Annotated in this window: 17 protein-coding genes; 6 read left to right on the top strand and 11 right to left on the bottom strand. The window is 51.5% G+C overall.

What is annotated here, in order from left to right:
* Positions 1-140: 140 nt before the first annotated feature.
* Together ULO1_RS07880 and ULO1_RS07875 are read left to right on the top strand one after the other, a co-directional pair.
* Entirely contained in the window at positions 141-1,673 is a 1,533-nt protein-coding gene (locus ULO1_RS07880; protein WP_079933329.1) for a recombinase family protein, read from the top strand.
* A gap of 114 nt (positions 1,674-1,787) precedes the next feature.
* The gene (locus ULO1_RS07875) at positions 1,788-2,546 is read left to right on the top strand and encodes a hypothetical protein (protein ID WP_079933328.1); all 759 of its coding nucleotides are present in this window, start codon (positions 1,788-1,790) and stop codon (positions 2,544-2,546) included.
* 7 nt (positions 2,547-2,553) lie between these two features.
* On the opposite strand, the gene ULO1_RS07870 is transcribed toward ULO1_RS07875, so the two are convergent.
* From ULO1_RS07870 to ULO1_RS07860, 3 genes are read right to left on the bottom strand one after another with little or no spacing between them, the layout of a single operon-like run.
* Positions 2,554-4,905, bottom strand: coding sequence for a polysaccharide deacetylase family protein (locus ULO1_RS07870; RefSeq protein ID WP_079933327.1), 2,352 nt, complete (start codon positions 4,903-4,905; stop codon positions 2,554-2,556).
* A 5-nt stretch (positions 4,906-4,910) separates the two neighbouring features.
* Complete coding sequence (locus ULO1_RS07865) at positions 4,911-5,780, bottom strand: DUF89 domain-containing protein (protein ID WP_079933326.1); 870 nt, start codon at positions 5,778-5,780, stop codon at positions 4,911-4,913.
* 3 nt (positions 5,781-5,783) lie between these two features.
* Positions 5,784-6,194 carry a CoA-binding protein gene (locus tag ULO1_RS07860; RefSeq protein WP_078664527.1) on the bottom strand — a complete coding sequence of 137 codons (411 nt, stop codon included), beginning with the start codon at positions 6,192-6,194 and terminating at the stop codon, positions 5,784-5,786.
* Positions 6,195-6,291: 97 nt separating this feature from the next.
* Between ULO1_RS07860 and ULO1_RS07855 the strand changes: the two genes are divergently transcribed.
* The gene (locus ULO1_RS07855; RefSeq protein ID WP_079933325.1) at positions 6,292-7,551 is read left to right on the top strand and encodes a hypothetical protein; all 1,260 of its coding nucleotides are present in this window, start codon (positions 6,292-6,294) and stop codon (positions 7,549-7,551) included.
* On the opposite strand, the gene ULO1_RS07850 is transcribed toward ULO1_RS07855, so the two are convergent.
* Positions 7,548-7,739 (bottom strand): ferritin family protein, encoded by a 192-nt coding sequence (locus ULO1_RS07850; protein WP_159071917.1) that lies wholly within the window; start codon positions 7,737-7,739, stop codon positions 7,548-7,550. The genes ULO1_RS07855 and ULO1_RS07850 overlap by 4 nt on opposite strands.
* Before the next feature lie 197 nt (positions 7,740-7,936).
* Here ULO1_RS07850 and acs point away from each other — a divergent pair, with 197 nt between their 5' ends.
* From acs to ULO1_RS07835, 3 genes are all read left to right on the top strand, one after another.
* Positions 7,937-9,838 carry an acetate--CoA ligase gene (gene acs, locus ULO1_RS07845; RefSeq protein ID WP_318262671.1) on the top strand — a complete coding sequence of 634 codons (1,902 nt, stop codon included), beginning with the start codon at positions 7,937-7,939 and terminating at the stop codon, positions 9,836-9,838.
* 117 nt (positions 9,839-9,955) lie between these two features.
* Positions 9,956-10,327: a CidA/LrgA family protein gene (locus ULO1_RS07840; protein WP_242946696.1), complete on the top strand. Its 372-nt coding sequence runs from the start codon at positions 9,956-9,958 to the stop codon at positions 10,325-10,327.
* Entirely contained in the window at positions 10,324-10,998 is a 675-nt protein-coding gene (locus ULO1_RS07835) for an LrgB family protein (RefSeq protein ID WP_079908057.1), read from the top strand. Before ULO1_RS07840 ends, ULO1_RS07835 begins: the two co-directional genes overlap by 4 nt.
* On the opposite strand, the gene alr is transcribed toward ULO1_RS07835, so the two are convergent.
* From alr to ULO1_RS07800, 7 genes are all read right to left on the bottom strand, one after another.
* A complete protein-coding gene (gene alr / locus ULO1_RS07830) occupies positions 10,995-12,119 on the bottom strand; it encodes an alanine racemase (RefSeq protein WP_078664523.1) in 1,125 nt (374 codons plus the stop codon). The genes ULO1_RS07835 and alr overlap by 4 nt on opposite strands.
* Complete coding sequence (locus ULO1_RS07825) at positions 12,119-12,607, bottom strand: CBS domain-containing protein (RefSeq protein ID WP_078664522.1); 489 nt, start codon at positions 12,605-12,607, stop codon at positions 12,119-12,121. The genes alr and ULO1_RS07825 overlap by 1 nt, the downstream gene beginning before the upstream one ends.
* Entirely contained in the window at positions 12,604-14,169 is a 1,566-nt protein-coding gene (locus tag ULO1_RS07820) for an NAD(P)H-hydrate dehydratase (protein ID WP_079933324.1), read from the bottom strand. Before ULO1_RS07820 ends, ULO1_RS07825 begins: the two co-directional genes overlap by 4 nt.
* A gap of 1 nt (position 14,170) precedes the next feature.
* Positions 14,171-14,560, bottom strand: a complete 390-nt coding sequence (gene acpS / locus ULO1_RS07815; RefSeq protein ID WP_079907703.1) for a holo-ACP synthase — start codon at positions 14,558-14,560, stop codon at positions 14,171-14,173.
* A gap of 59 nt (positions 14,561-14,619) precedes the next feature.
* On the bottom strand, positions 14,620-15,408 hold the full coding sequence (locus tag ULO1_RS07810; protein WP_078664519.1) for a LytTR family DNA-binding domain-containing protein: 789 nt from the start codon (positions 15,406-15,408) through the stop codon (positions 14,620-14,622).
* Positions 15,380-16,708: a histidine kinase gene (locus ULO1_RS07805; protein WP_078664518.1), complete on the bottom strand. Its 1,329-nt coding sequence runs from the start codon at positions 16,706-16,708 to the stop codon at positions 15,380-15,382. Before ULO1_RS07805 ends, ULO1_RS07810 begins: the two co-directional genes overlap by 29 nt.
* A 167-nt stretch (positions 16,709-16,875) precedes the next feature.
* Positions 16,876-17,942, bottom strand: a 1,067-nt coding sequence (locus ULO1_RS07800; protein ID WP_200806947.1) for an aldehyde ferredoxin oxidoreductase C-terminal domain-containing protein, incomplete at its 5' end; no start/stop codon positions are given.

Below are 17,942 nucleotides of genomic sequence, written 5' to 3'. Positions count from 1 at the left end.
GGCCATCATATGCTCTAATGAGGTGATGGCTATGGCCCAGGATTATGATATCATAATAATATCTACCGAAAATACAGACACCTACCTTCGCCAGGCAATTCGCTGGTTATTGCAAAAAATCATAGAAATGGAGGCTGGCAATGAGGGCAATAGTTTACGTCAGGGTGAGCACAGAAGACCAGGCGAAACATGGGTACAGCCTCCCGGCTCAGATTGAGGCATGTAAAAACCGGGCCTATGCCCTGGGCTGCACCATGGTAGAAGTATTTTCAGATGAAGGCGTATCCGGCAGCATCCTGGACAGACCAGGACTAAGCTCGGCCAGAGACAGGTTAAAAGAAACAAAGGTTGACTACTTCATCTGCCTGGATCCGGACCGGCTCGCCAGAAACCTGTCACACCAGCTGATGATCACCGAGGAAATCGAACGACGCGGAACCAAGCTCGAATTCGTCAACTTCGACTGGCAAAATACTCCGGAAGGTCGCCTCTTCTACAGTATGCGAGGTGCAATTGCCGAGTATGAACGGGAGAAAATCAAGGAACGCAGCCGCCGCGGAAAACTGCAGAAAGCCAAATCAGGCAAGATAACCCACCCTGCTCCCCCTTTCGGCTATGTTTTTGACCCTGTAGAAGATGCTTTTCATGTTGATGCCCGACAGGCAGAAATAGTAAAGCAAATCTTCACCTGGGCTGCGGAAGGCAATAATTCCTACCGCATCGTAGAAATGCTGAACGAGCAAGGAATACCTGCTCCAAAAGGTGGAACCTGGCAGCGCGCTACTATCTGTCGAATGCTGAGAAACCAGGCGTATATTGGAATCTATTACGTTAACAAACACAATACTGAAGGCGTAAAACATAACCGGTACCGCCCGGAAAGCGAAAAGAAAAAGCGGAGCATTCGTCCACAGGATGAGTGGATACCTATCCCCATCCCGGCCATCATTGAACCGGAGTTGTTCCAGAAGGTGCAGGAAAACCTGGACTTGCAGCGGCGACTTCGTCCCGGCTTAAGCAAGGCCTTTTATTTATTGAGCGGCATTGTCAGATGTGGTGCCTGTGGCAGCACTATTCATGGCAATCTGATCCGTAATAGCAACAAAAAACCTTTGCGCTACTATGTTTGTACCGCCAAAAGTCCTGGCAAACCCAATACCCCGAAGTGTATTACCCGTAACCACAATGCTGACAAATTGGAAGCAGCCGTCTGGTCCTGGGTTGAAAGAGTTATTAAAAGCCCGGAAATCCTGTCTGATGAACTGAACAGTATAAAGGCGACCAATAAATTACAACTGGAGAAAAACCTGCAGGAAGTCACAGCTAAAATCAGCCAGATTCAGGAGGAAAAACAGCGGGTCCTCAACCTATACCAAAAAGGTTTAATCAACGACGAAGACATTGAACCAAGGTTGAAGGAAATTGCGAACAGAATGTCATTCCTGGAGCAGAAATACAGACAGCTGATGGAGGCTATCAATCGTAGCACTCCAGCTGAACTGCAGGAACTGAAGCAACTTGCCGCTAAATACGCAACACATATTGATAATCTTGCACCAGAAGAAAAACAGTATTTGATCAGAATGCTGATTAAACGTGTAGAGGTTACAGACACGTCCATTATTGTGTTTACCAAGGCACCAACTGATGCCCATTTGAAGATGCCCATTTGAATTGGTAGGTAACTGGAAAATTAGAATGTTTTCACCGCCCCCCATGGGGTTGATCCCAAAAACCCCGGGGCAGTAGACGAAATCATCCATCTCGGTGACCACTGGCAGGAAGATATGCTGCGGGCCAATAAGACTGCCATCATGGAAAGCAATGCCCGGGTGGGCCGCCTCTTTGCCATCGCCTATCAGGCTCTGGCGGAAGCCAAGATTGTTCTGGATGAATGGGAATCCTATCTGCAGGAAAGCCAGAATTTTCCTCAGGTTAACCGCCTTACCCTCAAACTAGAAGAGGAAATCTTTGCTGATATTAAACCCCAGTTTATCCGTCCCGCCAAAATCCGTCGCCTTTTTGCCTCAGCCATCACACCCCTCGGCCCGGTAAACAGCTGGGATACCTTGTTGATTGGTGTTGATAAAATCTTTGTCCTGCAAGGAGATCCAGGCACCGGCAAATCCACCCTGATCGAACGGCTCCTGACCAGGGCCCAGTTGCTAGGACTGGACTGCCAGGCCTATCATTGCTCCTTTGACCCGATCAAACTGGATGGGATCATCATCCCCGCCTTGAAAGTGGCAGTTATCAATGGCAATATCCCCTCAGACCTGCAGCTGCCGGCAACAGCTACAATTTATAATCTAAATGATTATCTCAATCGTCAGCGTTTATCTCTCTATACTACTGAAATCGACAGTGTTAAAGGCCGTTTCTGGACCTCTTTCTACCGGGCGGTTAAATATATTAAAGAAGCCAAAGCCGAACATGACCGCATGGAAACCTACTACATTCCCGCCATGGATTTCACCGCCATCAATCAGCGCCGGGAAGAAATCCTCAACCGGATTTTGCAATATGCTGAAGAAACAAAAAACTAGGGCCGCACTATTGCGGTCCTAGTTTTTGTTTTTGTAAATACGCCTGTTTGCTGCTTATCAGCTGGTCCAGCAAGGGATCTCGACTCCCTTTGATTTTCAACAGCAGCTCCTGGGTATACAACAAATCCTTCAGGGTTACCAGCGGATAATCTTGCATGCCCAAACTGCCATCGGGCAAGTAGGCATAATGCAAATCTCCATCTGGTTTAATCCAGGCTGTACCAATATCCCTGATGCCCTGTAGCATTTTCTCTGCCTGAGTCAACCAGGCCTCCTCACCAGTTAACAAATACAGTTCCAGGAAAAAGTTGATCTCGGCTAGCTGATGATTGATACTGGTATGGGTAATTACTTTGCTAGCCGTTAGATTCTGGTAATCATAAACCAGATAGCCTTTGTTTTGAGTGGTAAAATGGTTATTTTCCACATAGAGCCAGAGATATTTACCGTACTGCTCCGCCTTCTGGCGGGCAGCCTGAATCTGGTATTGACGATACACCTTTAATAAAAACATACCGGTATCGGTATTAAAGCGCGTATCAAAGAAAGGCTGGTCCAGACCATATTTTTCTTTCAAATTTTTAACAAGATGTTCTGTCGGCCAGATCCCAGCCTGATTCTGGCGCTCAACGGCATTAAACAGGCTGAGGGCAACCAGGTTTCGGAAAAATACCTCATCATGGTCTAATGCCATCATGCCCACATGCTGGGCGGGGATACGCCAGAAGACCCGCTCCCCCCCGGGCTCATATCCACCCGGGGTTTGGTTATAGATCCCATCGCGTAAAACTTTACGATAACGGTCACCATCAGCCCGACGCACATCGGCAATGCTAATCTGATTCTCCCAGTTAAGCAACTGCTCACTGGCAACGGCACCCCACTGGCTGTAAGCCTGGCCGGGTTTTAGCCCGGTAACGGAATACCAGAGAGCAGTACCATACTGGTTGCTATGCAATTGTACTTTGGCCCCTGGGTCCAGTTCCCTGCGGGTATCTTCCTGCAGAACCTCCCAGCTGTCACCGCGACTGAGATAGACTTCCCCTTTCTGCCCCGGCCAGAAATAGCCGCGGTTGGGTTGGGCCAGCCATTTGTCGTCTGGAGCAGGCCAGGAGCTGGTAGTAACCATTGAAGCCAGTTGACTGTAAGGGCCATACTGAGAGGGCCGATAGGATATGGTCCGCACCTGCCAGGGCCCCTTTTCCCCTACCCGTTGCCAGTGGTAGACTAACTTACTATCCTGATTAGCAGGGGTCCACTCCAGCAGGTACATGCCCCCGCCTGGAACAGAGTAAAGGTCGATGGCCAGTTTTTCCCCATTCTCTTTTTCCCAGCTCAACTGCCAGCGTCGAAATGGTCCCAGCTGGTCCCTGGTTATTTTTTGGAATTTCCAGCCCGGCCCGGTAATTTGCAGGGCTTCCCGTACCTGGCCTTCCTCCAGCCAGAAAATCCTGGGCTGGAAGTTATCAATGCCAGCCAGTTGCCAGCCACTGAAGGCTTCCCTCTTGCCAAACTCCACTTCCAGCATGGCCAGCAGCCGTTCCGGGGTAAAGGACGGCATGCCTACCTCAAAACGGGGCAAGTACCAGGGATCGCTCTTGCGAGTGACCAGGCCAGGCCTGGTACCAAAGGCAAATTTGATTCCATGTTCCTTCAATAACTGAATTACATCATTGTTGCTTACCCCATAGGGATAGGCGAAAAATTCCGGCCGTTTATTAACTGGTAGTAAAGTAGCCAGACTTGTTTCCAGGTCGGTTCTCAGGCGCAATTTATACTCATCCCTGTTCTCCTGGCGACCTTCAGCAGCCAGCCAGAGACGGGAGGTCAGGGCTGGTCCTGTTTTCCCCGGTCTGATCTCCCCTTGATAGTGCAGATTATGGGTATGACTTTCCGGCCGTAGAACGTCAGCAAACTCCTGCAGCTGAGCGTCAGTCAATTTCGGTTTGCCTGTACGGGAAGTAACCAGAAAGACCAGGGCCCGCGCTTTGAATTCCCGCAGAATGGGAACAATCTCGGCAACACTGGCATAACCATCATCAATAGTGAGGAGAATGCTCTTATCCTTTATCTCCTTTTTTCCCTGTAACCAGTCCCGAAATTCTTCAGGGGTGACCAGAGTATAGCCTGCCTGGCGCAGTGCCTGGAGCTGACGGCGAAATTGCTCGCCGGAGATACTAAACCCTCCGGGCCAATTAAAATCATGATATTCCAGCACTGCAACCCGGCCTTCTTCGCCCAGTCTTGTTACCGGTTGTTGCTGAAACTGAGGCTGTACCCCCGGTCGCGGCCAAAAATAATAGAATGCGCCAGCTAACAGGATAATAATTCCAATAAAGTACAGGCCTTTTTTCTTCATGAGTTTTACCGCCTCAAGTCATTCTTTTTCAGTACCAGGTCGCCCAGTTCAACCCCTAGATGAGCTGCTACCAGTGGGCATTTGGCCTTGAGCAAAAAATACGTTTTTTCACCAGCCAGTTCCGTACCCTCCAGAGACTCATAATTGGCCTGGCCTTTGGAAATAACCACATCAGCTTCAGCCATGGCCTGTAAAAACTCCTGTCCTGAATGTTCGGGAACTACGCCGAGAAAATTATTTCCGGTATCGATCACCCGGCACAGCCGGGGCAAGCCAGCAGCTTCCGCATCCTCACGGGTAGCATCATTGAGAATGGGCCCGGCTTTGACACTGTAAGTTACCTCCAGGTCCAAAGCAAGCAGTTGTTCCACCAGCAGAGAATCAAAAATAATTTCCCCGCTGTTATCCCCGATAATCAGCACCTTCCGGGCTGTGCGCAGATCCTGGGCCAGTGCCGGGAGATGGTAAATGGTAAAAGGTTCATGTAAAACTTGTCGAATGCTGGCCTCCAGGTCATAATCCTGCAATATCCCCAGATCCACTATATTACCGGCTACAGCCAGCTTAACTGCCAGTTCCAGCGGCCAATCCGCCTCACTGACCATTTCCCGCAGCAGGGGTAATAAGGCCAGGGCCTGCTCATTGGATTTTTCCTTGGCCTCCTGGAAAAGATCCCCGACCCCGGCCATTTCCTGCAAACGGTGCAATAACAGGGAAGAGTTTAAAGCCGGAGTGGCAGTCTTGTCCAGCTGCGGAATCTCAAGGAGAATCTGGTCCAGTATTTTACCCTGTTCTTCAGCGGGTATCTCACCGTGTTGCATGGCATTCAATACCTGGCGCAAATAACAGGGTACACACTCCAAGCTAACTTGCATCGATTAACCCCTCTCCATTAAACGTGCATGTTCTATTTTCAGGCAACGATCTGCTACGGTCTTAAGTCCTGCTGCAGCAGCCAGTTTTTCCGCTTCCTCATTTTGAATCCCCAGTTGTAACCAGAGAACTTTCGCCCCGATTTCCACTGCTTCCCGGGCTACTGGCACCACTTCTTCCGGTTTGCGGAAAACATCCACCACATCTACAGGTTCAGGAATGCTCTTCAGGTCAGGATAGGCTTTTTCCCCTAGCACCTCCTGCAAACGGGGATTGACGGGAATGATCCTGTACCCCTGGTCCTGCAGGTACTTTGCCACCCGGTAACTGGGCCGGTCTTCTTTGTCGGAAATGCCCACGATGGCAATTGTCCGCATCTCATCCAGAATTGCCTTAAGTTCCTGGTCAGTATACATACACCCGCCTCCTCTGAATATACTTAAATCTATTATACCCCTTTGCTTCCCCGGGTGGCAAATGATATACTTTATGCCAGGGGAAAGGAGGCAAAAGATGGCAAGAAACGGTATTATTCATTATCAGTATCTGTTTTCCCGGGACGAAGCAGAAATCGTCAACCTCTGGCAACAATTGAGTAACCGCCAGCTAGGTACAGAATCTCCTTCTGCCTGGGCCGATCTGGTCAATGAAAATGAACTTAATCTGTTAAAAGAAATAGTCATTCCCGCCGGCAGGGCACTTCTGTTCGAATTTGAAACCATAACGATTGTCGTACAATGGCTGGAAGGCTCACCAGCCCAGCTTCTGCCCGAAGTGGTGACTTCACCCGAAGATGCTGATTATCTTCTGGGCCAGACTACCCTGGTCGTCGCTCCGGCAGAGGAACTGGATTTGCCCCGGCCGCTTTTGCAGGAGACTGCCACTACAGTCACCAAATATGGCCTCTTGCGGCATAACTATGCAAATAGGCAGCACCATTATTATCACCTGCTCCCTGTAGCAGATCGCTCCCTGGAGCCTTTGGCCCTGAGGGACTTACCCCTGCTGGATCTGGGCTTTTTTCGCCTGAACCAGGAGCTGCGCTTGTTTAAAGACCAGAGAAAAATGATCACTCAAGACAAGCGGGAAATCGACCGCCGCCTGGCCAGCATTCTGCATAAACAGAAACAGCTGGAACAGCAATCGGAAAAAGAAAAAAGCCTCTTCTGGGAAGAAACCCTGCAGGAACTGGCCCAGCTCTATGGCACCCTGGGCAGTAATGCCCTGGTACTCAAGAATATTGAAGCCACTTTACAGCTGGATATCAACCGGCAGAGCAAAATTCTCCTGCGTTTAACCAAAGAAAGCGCCGGTCCTAAAGCACTGTTAACAGATGTATTGCCTGAGTTCAGTAACCAGCTCAAAGATTTCCATAATACTTCCCAGCAATTACAGCTTTCACTCCAGAACGCCAAAGCCGCCATTGATGTAGTCCAAACCCAGGTAGAACTGATTCATGCCAATGAAACAGTGCTGCTCCAGAAGGAAGGCCTCTCCCTGCAAGTAGCGGCCGCATTCATTGAGTTTATAGTGGTTATCTATTATAGCCTGTCCATCTGGAAAACCCTGACTCCAGAAACCACCTTTCATCACATTCCGGCCCTGCTCAAGCTAGCGGTAGTTGTGGGTTTTGCCAGTGCTGCTGTAGCAGTTACCCATTTTTCCGCGGAAAAATTCCAGGGCCACTCAGCAGCCAGAAGTAAGCTCAGAATTTCCCTGGCTCTCCTGGTTGCCCTATTTGGCCTTATGCTCTTTTTATCTGCCATTTATTAATAGCCTAAAAGCTTGACCGCTTTTATTCTTTCACGAATGCGTTTTTCGTGCTGTTCCTCCTCACGAACCAATTGTTCAAAGAGCAAGCGGGTTTCGGGATCGGCTGCCTGGGCAGCTGCTTCCCGGTATTTTTTTTGGGCTTCTATTTCCTCCTGCAATGCTTCTTCTAATGCTGTGAGCAAATCCATGGTTCTTTCCTCCCCCATTCATAGTCTTTCTTTATTATATATTGAATGGTAGCTCAATTAAAGGTAAATGGCTGGTAATTTTTTTACCCCGCGCCAGCGACTGTTCCCCTCCCTTTTTTGCTGATTTAATGCATATTTATTCACTTTTTTATATTTTTAGCCAAAAATAGTGGTAAGAAAGATTTTTATCACTGGAGGTGGACAGTTTGGAAGATCTTAAGCTGGATAACCTGTTGCAGGTAGAAACAAAATATGAGCCCCCGGCCAGAATTAAAGAAAATGCTGCCCTGCCCAATTACGAAGAAATCTATCCTTATTCCGTCAGCCAGCCGGAGGAATTCTGGGGCAAAGTAGCAGCTGAGCTGGAATGGTTTTCGCCCTGGGAAAAAGTCCTGGAATGGGAATATCCCAAACATCGCTGGTTTAGCGAGGGGAAATGCAATATTACCTATAATGCCCTGGACCGGCACCTCAATACCTGGCGGAAAAACAAGGCCGCCTTTATTTTCCTGGGTGAAGATGGCAGTGAACAGACTCTAACCTATGCCCAGCTCTATGACCGGGTCTGCCGTTTTGCCAATGGCCTGAAAGCCCTGGGCTTGCAAAAAGGCGACCGGGTCATTATCTACATGCCCCTGACCTTAGAAGGGGTAATCTCCATGCTGGCCTGTGCCAGGCTGGGAGCTATCCACAGTGTGGTTTATGCCGGTCTCGGCTTCGGTGCCCTGCGGGAACGGATTAACGACTCGCAGGCCAAACTGGTGATCACTGCCGATATCGGTTATCGCCGCGGCAAGGAAGTGGATCTCAAAAGCATAGTCGATCAAGCTCTGGAAGGGGTTAGCTGTGTTGAAAAAGTGATATTCTGGCAGCGTAAAACCGAAAAAGTGCCCCTGAAAGACAATGAAGTGGATTTCCTCACCCTCTTCAACCACAAACCCGATTGTCCCGCCGAAGTTATGGAAGCAGAAGATCCTCTCTTCATTCTCTACACCTCAGGCACTACCGGTAAACCCAAAGGAGTATTGCATGTCCACGGCGGCTACATGGTGGGCACTTACTATCATGCCCGGACTTTCATGGACCTCAAGGATGATGATATTTTCTGGTGTACTTCCGATATTGGCTGGATTGTAGGCCATTCCTATATTGTCTATGCGCCCCTGGTAGCGGGCATTACCACCGTTTTCCGGGAAGGGGCCCTGGATTATCCCAGTCCCGCCACTCCCTGGGAAATAGTAGAAAAATATAGGGTCTCCGTTATCTTTACCGCCCCCACTGCCATACGCCTGTTGATGAAATACGGGGATACCTATCCCAAAGAATACAACATGACTTCCCTGCGCCTGATTACCTGTGCTGGCGAGCCTCTGAACCCCGAGGCCTGGCGCTGGGCCTATGAAGTATTGCTTTCCAGCCAGGGCGGGTACATCGTGGATAACTGGTGGCAAACAGAGCTGGGCGGACCCACTCTGGGCACTCTGCCAGCCATGGCTGCCAAACCAGGGAAAGTGGGAGTCCCCCTGCCGGGAGTGGTGGCCGATGTAGTGGATTCAGCCGGTAATCCCCAGCCTCCTAACAAAGGCGGCTTGCTGGTCCTGAAAAACCCCTTCCCCCACATGCTGCGCACTGTTTTCGGTGATGATGAACGTTACAGCAAAACCTGGACCACTATTCCCGGCTATTATCTGACCGGGGATGTGGCAGTGAAAGATGAAGAAGGGTATTTCACCGTACTGGGCCGGGCTGATGATGTGCTGAACATTGCCGGCCATCGCATCGGTACTGCGGAAGTGGAAAGCGCTCTGGTCAGCCATCCCGCAGTAGCCGAGGCAGCCGCTATCGGCAAACCCGATCCGGTTAAAGGGGAAGTACTGAAAGCTTTCGTCATTCTGAAACTGGGTTATGAGGGGACAGAGGAATTGAAAAAAGAGCTGGTCAACCACGTCCGCAATGAACTGGGCCCCATAGTAATTATCTCTGAACTGGATTTTGTCCCCAAATTGCCTAAAACCCGTTCTGGCAAAATCATGCGCCGTTTACTGAAAGCTCAGGAGCTAGGTCAGGATCCCGGTGACCTGACTACCCTGGAAGAATAAAGCATGGAAATTATCCCCTGGCTCTTCCGTAGAGAAGACCAGGGGATTAATTTATAATTGAAATTACCTGAATTTTTCAGTAAAATAAGGGTTAAGTCTTACCAGGAGGTGGAATGGATGTTGCAGAAATGGTTGAAGATCCTGAGCCAGTGGCTGTTGTTATATGGCATTTATCAACTGGGAAACTATCTGGCCTCCTTAACCCATGTGCCCATCCCGGGAAACGTGCTGGGCATGTTGCTGCTGTTTTTCGCTCTGGTCAGTGGCCTTATCCCCCTGGCCTGGATTGAAGCAGGAGCAAACCTTTTACTTAAACACCTGGCTTTTTTCTTTATTCCCATCTCCGTTGGCCTGATGGCCTGGGGGCATCTGTTCCGGCAGGCAGGCCTGCAGCTTTTTCTGGCCCTGCTAATTAGTGCCGCTGTTACCATCCTGGTAACAGGTTATACTGCCCAGCGTCTGGGCCGGAAGGAGATTGAAGGCCAGTGATTACTTTTTTTTCCATCACCCTCACTGTTTTATGTTACTGGTTCAGCCGCAAGCTGTTTTTGCGCACCGGGATTTCTCTGCTTAATCCAGTGATTGTTTCCACCACCATCATAATTCTCGTTTTAAGCAGTTTTAATCTCACTTTTGATGATTATAAACAGGCCAGGGACATCATGACCTTTCTGCTTGGTCCCGCAACAGTAGCCCTGGCCGTCCCTCTTTATCGCAATAGCCGTCTACTTAAAACCAATCTGGTCGGCTACCTGACAGCCATAGCCGCTGGAGCTGTCAGTTCCATGTTTACAGTGCTGGGAGTGGGCCTTTTCTTTCAGCTGCAGCGCACCATTTTGCTCTCCCTGGCCCCCAAATCAGTAACAGCACCTATCGCACTGGAAATTGCCAGGATTATCGGAGGTGATCCCGCTCTGGCCGTAGCCTTTGTGGTGGCTACCGGCATGATCGGCGCTGCCATTGGCCCCTGGTTGATGAATAAAACTGGAATAAATGATGCCGCTGCCCGGGGTCTGGCTCTGGGTACCACTTCCCATGGTCAGGGCACAGCCATTGCCCTGCAGGAAGGCGAAACCCAGGGTGCCCTGGCCGGAGTAGCCATGGCAGTGGCAGCCATCCTAACCTCCTTCCTGGCTCCCTGGATTGTGGACTGGTTTTAGACATAGATGCGGGGCACCCTGCTGCTAACTGCACAAACCAGCTCGTAATTGATAGTATCCAGCATGCTGGCCAGTTCATCCACCGGCAATTCAGCCTGGCCCTGCCGGCCAAAAAGGACCACTTCCTCCCCGGCTGTTACCTGCTCCAGATGGGAGACCCGCACCATAAACTGATCCATACAAACCCGCCCTACCACCGGGCAGCGCTGGCCTTTGATCAGCACTTCGGCCCGGTTGGAAAGCCGGCGGTTATAGCCGTCAGCATAACCCAGCGGGATGGTAGCAATCCTTTCCCAGCCACTGGTGACATAGGTTGAGCCATAACTGATCCCGCTGCCAGGCCCCACTTCCTTAACATAGGCGATGCGCGCCTTCAAGGTCATCGCCGGACGCAGGGCCACTTTTTCCTTTTTCACTTCATCGGAAGGGTACAGGCCATAGAGGGCAATCCCGGCCCGTACCAGATCCAGATGGGCAGAGGGCATATCCAGAATAGCCCCGCTATTAGCAGTGTGTTTAAGAGGAATTTCCAGTCCCAGCTTTTCCAGCTGGTCTACAAAGTTGCGGAAGAGCTCCAGCTGCCTTAGAGCCGAAGTTTTATCCTTGCTATCACTGGAGGCGAAATGGGTATATATCCCCTCGATTTCCAGCCCTGGTAAGCGGGCTATCCGCAAAATTTCTTCCAGGGAACGGGGGTTGGTAGTGACAAACCCCAGCCTGCCCATGCCGGTATCCAGTTTAAGATGAATTTTGGCGGTTTTGCGCAGCTGTACTGCTGCCCAGGAGAGGGCTTCTGCTCCCTGGTAATCAAAAACAGTCTGAGTCAGGTTATATTTAACCACATCCAGAGCCCCATCAGGAGGCGTATAGCCCAGAATCAGGATGGGCACCCCGAAGGCGGCCCGTCTCAATTCAATGGCTTCCTGTAAAAGGGCCACCCCCAGGCGTTCTGCTCCGTTAGCCAGGGCTACCCGTGCCACTTCCACCGCCCCATGCCCATAGGCATTGGCCTTGACAATTGCCATCAACCTGGCCCGGGGCTGGGTTACCCGCCTGAGTTCCCGCACATTATGTCCTATCGCTCCCAAATCTATTTCCGCCCAAACCGGCCGGCAATGCATTATTCTCCCTGCCTCTCTTCCCCATGGTGGTGGGGTTTTTTCATTCCCACCATCGCTTTTACCAGATCCGAGCGGGAAACAATTCCCACTACCTTGTGATTGCGCACCACCGGCAGGCGGTTGATTTTTTTCTCCACCATAATAGTGGCAATTTCCTCAATGGGTGTTTCTTCTACAATGCTGATTACATCCTCGGTCATAATATCCTTGACCCTGGTAGCAGTCATTTTCCGCAATTCTTCCTCCAGCCGGTGCGGGCTTTCAAAATAGATGACCCCGCCCAGCAGTTGAAAATAGGTAGGTACCCGCAATTTCTTGCTGCGGACGATAAAATCCCCTTCAGTCACTATCCCCACCAGTTTATTTTCATCATTTACCACCGGAACTCCGCTGATACCTTTTTCCGCCAGCAAGCGGGCCACCTTTTCCACTGAATCTTCCAGATGCACAGTAATAACATCCCTGGTCATTATTTCCCTGGCCATCATAGCTTACTACCTCCCAACTGCCAAATTTCCCGGGATACTTTCCGTAAATAATTTACCACATCCAGTGCTGTCAACGCCAGCTCTCCCATTTCTTCGCGGGCCAGATCTCCAGCCCGGCCATGCAGCCAGGCCCCTGCTGCTGCTGCCTGTTCCGGCGACAGCCCCTGAGCCAGCAAAGCCCCAATCAAACCGGCCAGAACATCCCCGCTGCCCCCTGTAGCCATACCGGGGTTGCCGGTGGGATTGAAATAATAGCAGTTTTCCCCGGCCGCAATCAAGGTACGGGCGCCTTTCAGCACTATTACCGCCTGCCAGTTGCGCCAGGCCCGTTCCACCGCTGCCAGCCGGTCCTTTTGTACTTCAGCAGTGGTTAGGCCAGTGAGACGAGCCATTTCGCCAGGATGGGGAGTAAGAATAGTGCCTGGAGGCAATTGCAGTTTTTCCCCTGCTGCCGCCAGGTAGTTCAACCCATCCGCATCGATCACAGTCGGGCAACCAATCCGCTCCAGTACCTGGCGAAACAAGCGGCCGGTCTCTTCCTCCTGTCCCAGTCCTGGCCCGATTACCACCGCCTGGGCTCCCGCCAGGCCAGCGGTGATTTCCTCCAGCGCCGCTTCCGCCAGGGTCCCGCTCGGGGTTTCCTCTACCCCGCGGGTCAGGGCTGCCGGTACAGCCACTGCCACCCGGTCCTGCAGGGAACGGGGGACAATTACCTCTACCAGGCCTGCTCCTCCGTGCAAGGCGCCCAGAGTGGCCAGCACCGCAGCTCCCGACATGTTGCGGCTCCCCGCCACTACTACCACCTTACCATAGGTACCCTTATGGCCTTCCGCAGCCCGCCGGGGTAGCCAGCTGGCTACCAGTTCACCCTGCAGTAACTGCCGCCGGGCGATCACTTCCTTTTCCAGTACCGCTGGTATGGAGATATCCGCCACCAGCAGCTGACCGCAGAAACTGGCTCCCGGTTCTACCACCAGCCCTACTTTCGGATAGGCCATGGTGACGGTAGCAGTAGCCTTGATCGCCGGACCGTGAACATGCCCACTGGCTCCTTCTACCCCGGAAGGAATATCCACCGCCACAATCGGCTTCCCGCTGTCATTGACCAGGTTAATAACCTGACCTATATATTCCGGCACCGAGCCCTGAAAACCGGTACCATAAATGGCATCAATAATGATATCGGTATAGAGCAGGGCAACCTTGACGGTATTGAGACTGGACGGCTGCCCGGCATAATGGACTTTGTAACCCAGGTTATGTAATATCTCCAGGTTGAGGCGGGCATCGCCCCGGATTTCCTCAGGAGCTGCCAGAAGCAAGGTTTTGACCTCCATACCCCGGTTGAGCAGATGGCGGGCCACTACCAGTCCATCCCCACCATTATTGCCTTTGCCCACCAGAATGGTAGCCCTTTTGCCCCGTAATTCCCCCAGCAATTTTTCCACAGCCTGTACCACCTGGACTCCGGCATTTTCCATCAACACTGCTCCAGGAATGCCCAGCTTCTTTATCGCCAGCTGATCCAGCTGTCTCATCTCCTCCGGTTTCAAAACCAGCATTTCAAACACCTCCTGGTTTCCTTAGAGCCAGAGCAAAAGCGACCGCATAGTCCTGACAGTGGGATAGGGAAAGCTGAATCTCCCCTATGCCCAGGCGGCGGGCCTGCTGCTCCGCCTCCCCGGTCAGTCTCACCACCGGACGGCCTGTTTCGCTACGCCCTATCTCGATATCCTGCCAGGAGACCACTCCCAGGCCTGTCCCCAGCGCCTTGGCCACCGCCTCTTTGGCAGCAAAACGAGCTGCCAGTACAGCCATCCTATCCCGCCGTCCTTCATAAATCCTTTTTTCAGCGGCCGTCAGCACCCGCTGGCTAAAGCGGCCACCGCTTTTTTCTTCTGCCCGCCTGATGCGCTCTATGGCAATGATATCGGTACCGATGCCGACAATCACTTTCCCACCTCCGCAAAAGCCGACCCCCAGCGCATCTGCTGGGGGTAAGCTGTTCAAACCTACATGCCGAGAATTTTCTTCAGTTTTTTGGCATTGGCCCGGCTGACGGGAACCTCGCTTTTTTCCTGGTCTTCTACGATCAAGGTATAGGTGCCATTGAAGAATGGCACAATTTCCCTGACTTTATGCAAATTGACAATATAACAACGATGAGTGCGGAAAAAGACCTGGGGATTGAGGCGTTTTTCCAGTTCCTTCAGGGTGTATCTGGTAAAAAGTCTGTCCGAAAAGGTTTTAATATAAACATAGTCCTGTTCTGTAAAAGCATAAATGATATCCGCTTCATTGACCAGCACCGTTTTACCCTGTTTTTCCGCCGGAATGCGGTCAATTTTGATATTGCCGGGCACCGGACCTAAAGCTGGTCCATCATCAGCACCCCTTTCTTCCGCTCCGGCTTCATCTGCTTTTTGCTGTTGTTGCAAGATGGCTTTTTCCACTTTGGCAATAGCCCGGGCCAGCCGCTTTTCATCAATGGGTTTGAGCAGATAATCAATGGCCTCGACATCAAAAGCCTTAACTGCGTATTCATCATAGGCAGTAACAAAAATGATTTTGGGGGGTTTGGGCAATTCCCGAATTCGGGCCCCCAGCTCCAGGCCGTTCATGCCAGGCATTTCAATATCCAGGAACAAAATGGAGTAATCCAGGGCCTTAATCAGAGTCATAGCCTCCTGAGCATTGGTTGCCTCCCCTACCACCTCGACATTATCAAACTGCTGCAAGAGAAAACGCAGCTCTTTCCGGGCCGGATATTCATCATCTACGATTAAAGCCTTCAACTTCATGCCTTTCCCCTCCCACATGTTTCTCTTTCAGTAAGGGTACCCGTACCGTAACAGTAGTGCCTTTGCCCTCTTCGCTGACTATCTTCAGGCCGTGGTCTTCCCCAAACAGGCCTTTCAGGCGTTCATGGACATTGGACAAACCTACCCCGTTGCCAGAGCCATAACCAGGGGTCAGAACCAGGGGCAGTTTTTCCCTGGGTATGCCCACTCCATCATCCCGGATCACGATTTCCAGCTCACCATCCACCTTTCGGGCAGAAATCTGCACTGCTCCTTTGCCCATTTTGGGTGTAATGCCATGCTTGATGGCATTTTCCACTAGCGGCTGGATGGTCAACACCGGCACCTGATACTGCAATAACTCGGGGTCAATATCCCGCAGGATTTTTAACTTTTCCCTGAAACGCGCTTTCTCCAGAACCAGATAGGTATTGACATATTCCAGCTCTTCTTCTAAAGTATTGAACATTTGATGTTTTTTCAAGGCATGGCGGAAAAAAGCGGCCAGGCGGATTAATAGGCGCCGGGCTGTTTCGGGATTGGTACGGCTGAACATAATGATAGTATTAAGAGTATTAAAAAGAAAATGGGGGTTAATCTGGGCATGCAGTGCCTGAAGCTCGGCACTGGTCACCAGCTGGGCTTGCCTGTCCAGCTCCGCCAGTTCCATCTGTACCGCCAGAAGCTGGGCAATCCCCACTGCCAGTTTGATGACATGGGGCGGAATTTTGCCCTGTTTGGTCTGGTAGAGCTTGACACATCCCACCACTTTCCCCTGGCATTTCAAAGGGGCGATAACCGCTGCTTCCAGGGGACAGTCACAATCCTTGACCGGGCAGCGCAAATTCTCCTTGTTCTCTACGATTTTTAGTTCACCTGTAGCAATCACCTGTTTGGTGGCATGGGTCAAAATCAAACGTCCCGGCTGATGTCGTTCACACCCGGCTCCCACATAGGCCAGCACCTTTTCCCGGTCGGTAATGGCCACAGCGGCTACATCAGAGATCTTCTGAATAATTTCCGCCGTCTTGCGGGCCGTTTCCTCATTCAGCCCCCGGCGCAAGACCGGCAGGGTTTCATTGGCGATTTGCAGTGTAGGGTCCACCGGCTGGTCATCCAACCGTACTGTCACAACCCTGCGCCTGGCGGCATAATCCAGAGCGATGTAGGCTCCGACTCCGTTTATTATCGCCAGAAAACCACCGGTTAACCAGAGGTTGCTGTTAAATCCAGCCAGGAGGAAGAGGGTTTCCAGCAGGGTAATTCCTAATCCAATGGCAATTGCCTGTCCAACTCGCATGCCCTCACCTCAATATGCTTCAGGATATTAAACTGTATATTCTACTTACAAGGTTTTTTTCCTTTTAATTTTTATTATACTACAGTTTTTTTCTTTTTCCCACAAAAAAAGGGGGGATTCTCCCCCCGATTACCGGAAGCAACTTCTTTCCACCTTGCATTATTTTCTCATCCGCTGCCCCCGGGACGAAAAAAATCACTAAACACCTCTGCCAGCTGGGATTGAGGCAAATCAAAAACTGTACCCGTTTCCGGCAAAACTTCTTCCCGGAAAAAGGCGGGCAGGTCATCATCCTCCGGTCCGAAGCCGGCCTGGCGGTTGAATTCCAGTTCCATGGCCAGTACCTCTTTGCCCAGCTCCAGCAAATCCCGCTCCTGCCAATTGTTGCCATTGAAGTAGGTAAGTTGCTGGGCCAGGGGACCCACGTTATCCGGCGTGGGACCAACAAAAATACATACTCCGAGAGCATCACAGGCAGCACTGATTATCTGCAGCTGCCGGCTTAAGTCCACCTGGCCAGCAGCTTGCTTTGTATCCAGACCACCCCGGCCTGGCAAACAGTTCCCGGCAGTATGATCCGCTCCCATGGGCGAGGTAGCATAGGTTACACCTGTTCCCTTGAGGGCCCGCGGATCATAGGCAGAGAGGCTCTGGCCCTTGACTGCAGGTACCCTTTTTACCCCCAGCACCTTGCCAACGGTAGCCGCTCCCTGTCCCAGCAGACGGCCCCGCACTGTCCCGGCCCCCACTTCTTTCAGCAATTCCTCCACCCCGGCAGTATCACCGAAGGCAAGCAGACCGCCTTCCATGGCTACCCCCAGAGCAGCGCCTGTTTCCATGGTATCCATGCCCAGGTCATCACAGAGCCGGTCAAAACGGGCAACAGCATCAATATCTCCAATCCCCAGGTTGGACCCCAGGAGACAGAGGGTTTCATATTCCAGTGCGGAAGTGAGATACTGGCCCTGTTCATCATGATAGATGTTGGAACAGCGGATAACACAGCCCCGGTGACAGGCATGAGCTGTGCGGCCACCCCGGGCGGTAGCCCTGGCCTCCAGTTCCTCTCCGGACAGTTTTTCCGCCAGTTCAAACCGTCCCTGTCGGTAATTGCGGGTGGGTAACCCGCCGATCCCATTGATGACATTAACCAGCATGGCAGTACCAAACCGGGTCAGGGCTTTTTTGCCCTTGATCAGCCCTTCCGACCAGGCCCGCATGGCAGCAGTAAATT

The sequence above is a fragment of the Carboxydocella sp. ULO1 genome, from assembly GCF_002049255.1.
Classification (GTDB): domain Bacteria; phylum Bacillota.
The sequence above is the reverse complement of the archived record's forward strand: the minus strand, read 5'-3'. Positions and strand labels throughout refer to the sequence as shown.

Coding starts and splice junctions, on each gene's coding strand:
- ULO1_RS07880 (WP_079933329.1), top strand. CDS start 141: ATGAGGGCAATAGTTTACGTCAGGGTGAGCACAGAAGACCAGGCGAAA.
- ULO1_RS07875 (WP_079933328.1), top strand. CDS start 1,788: ATGCTGCGGGCCAATAAGACTGCCATCATGGAAAGCAATGCCCGGGTG.
- ULO1_RS07870 (WP_079933327.1), bottom strand. CDS start 4,905: ATGAAGAAAAAAGGCCTGTACTTTATTGGAATTATTATCCTGTTAGCT.
- ULO1_RS07865 (WP_079933326.1), bottom strand. CDS start 5,780: ATGCAAGTTAGCTTGGAGTGTGTACCCTGTTATTTGCGCCAGGTATTG.
- ULO1_RS07860 (WP_078664527.1), bottom strand. CDS start 6,194: ATGTATACTGACCAGGAACTTAAGGCAATTCTGGATGAGATGCGGACA.
- ULO1_RS07855 (WP_079933325.1), top strand. CDS start 6,292: ATGGCAAGAAACGGTATTATTCATTATCAGTATCTGTTTTCCCGGGAC.
- ULO1_RS07850 (WP_159071917.1), bottom strand. CDS start 7,739: ATGGATTTGCTCACAGCATTAGAAGAAGCATTGCAGGAGGAAATAGAA.
- ULO1_RS07840 (WP_242946696.1), top strand. CDS start 9,956: ATGTTGCAGAAATGGTTGAAGATCCTGAGCCAGTGGCTGTTGTTATAT.
- alr (WP_078664523.1), bottom strand. CDS start 12,119: ATGCATTGCCGGCCGGTTTGGGCGGAAATAGATTTGGGAGCGATAGGA.
- ULO1_RS07825 (WP_078664522.1), bottom strand. CDS start 12,607: ATGATGGCCAGGGAAATAATGACCAGGGATGTTATTACTGTGCATCTG.
- ULO1_RS07820 (WP_079933324.1), bottom strand. CDS start 14,169: ATGCTGGTTTTGAAACCGGAGGAGATGAGACAGCTGGATCAGCTGGCG.
- ULO1_RS07810 (WP_078664519.1), bottom strand. CDS start 15,408: ATGAAGTTGAAGGCTTTAATCGTAGATGATGAATATCCGGCCCGGAAA.
- ULO1_RS07805 (WP_078664518.1), bottom strand. CDS start 16,708: ATGCGAGTTGGACAGGCAATTGCCATTGGATTAGGAATTACCCTGCTG.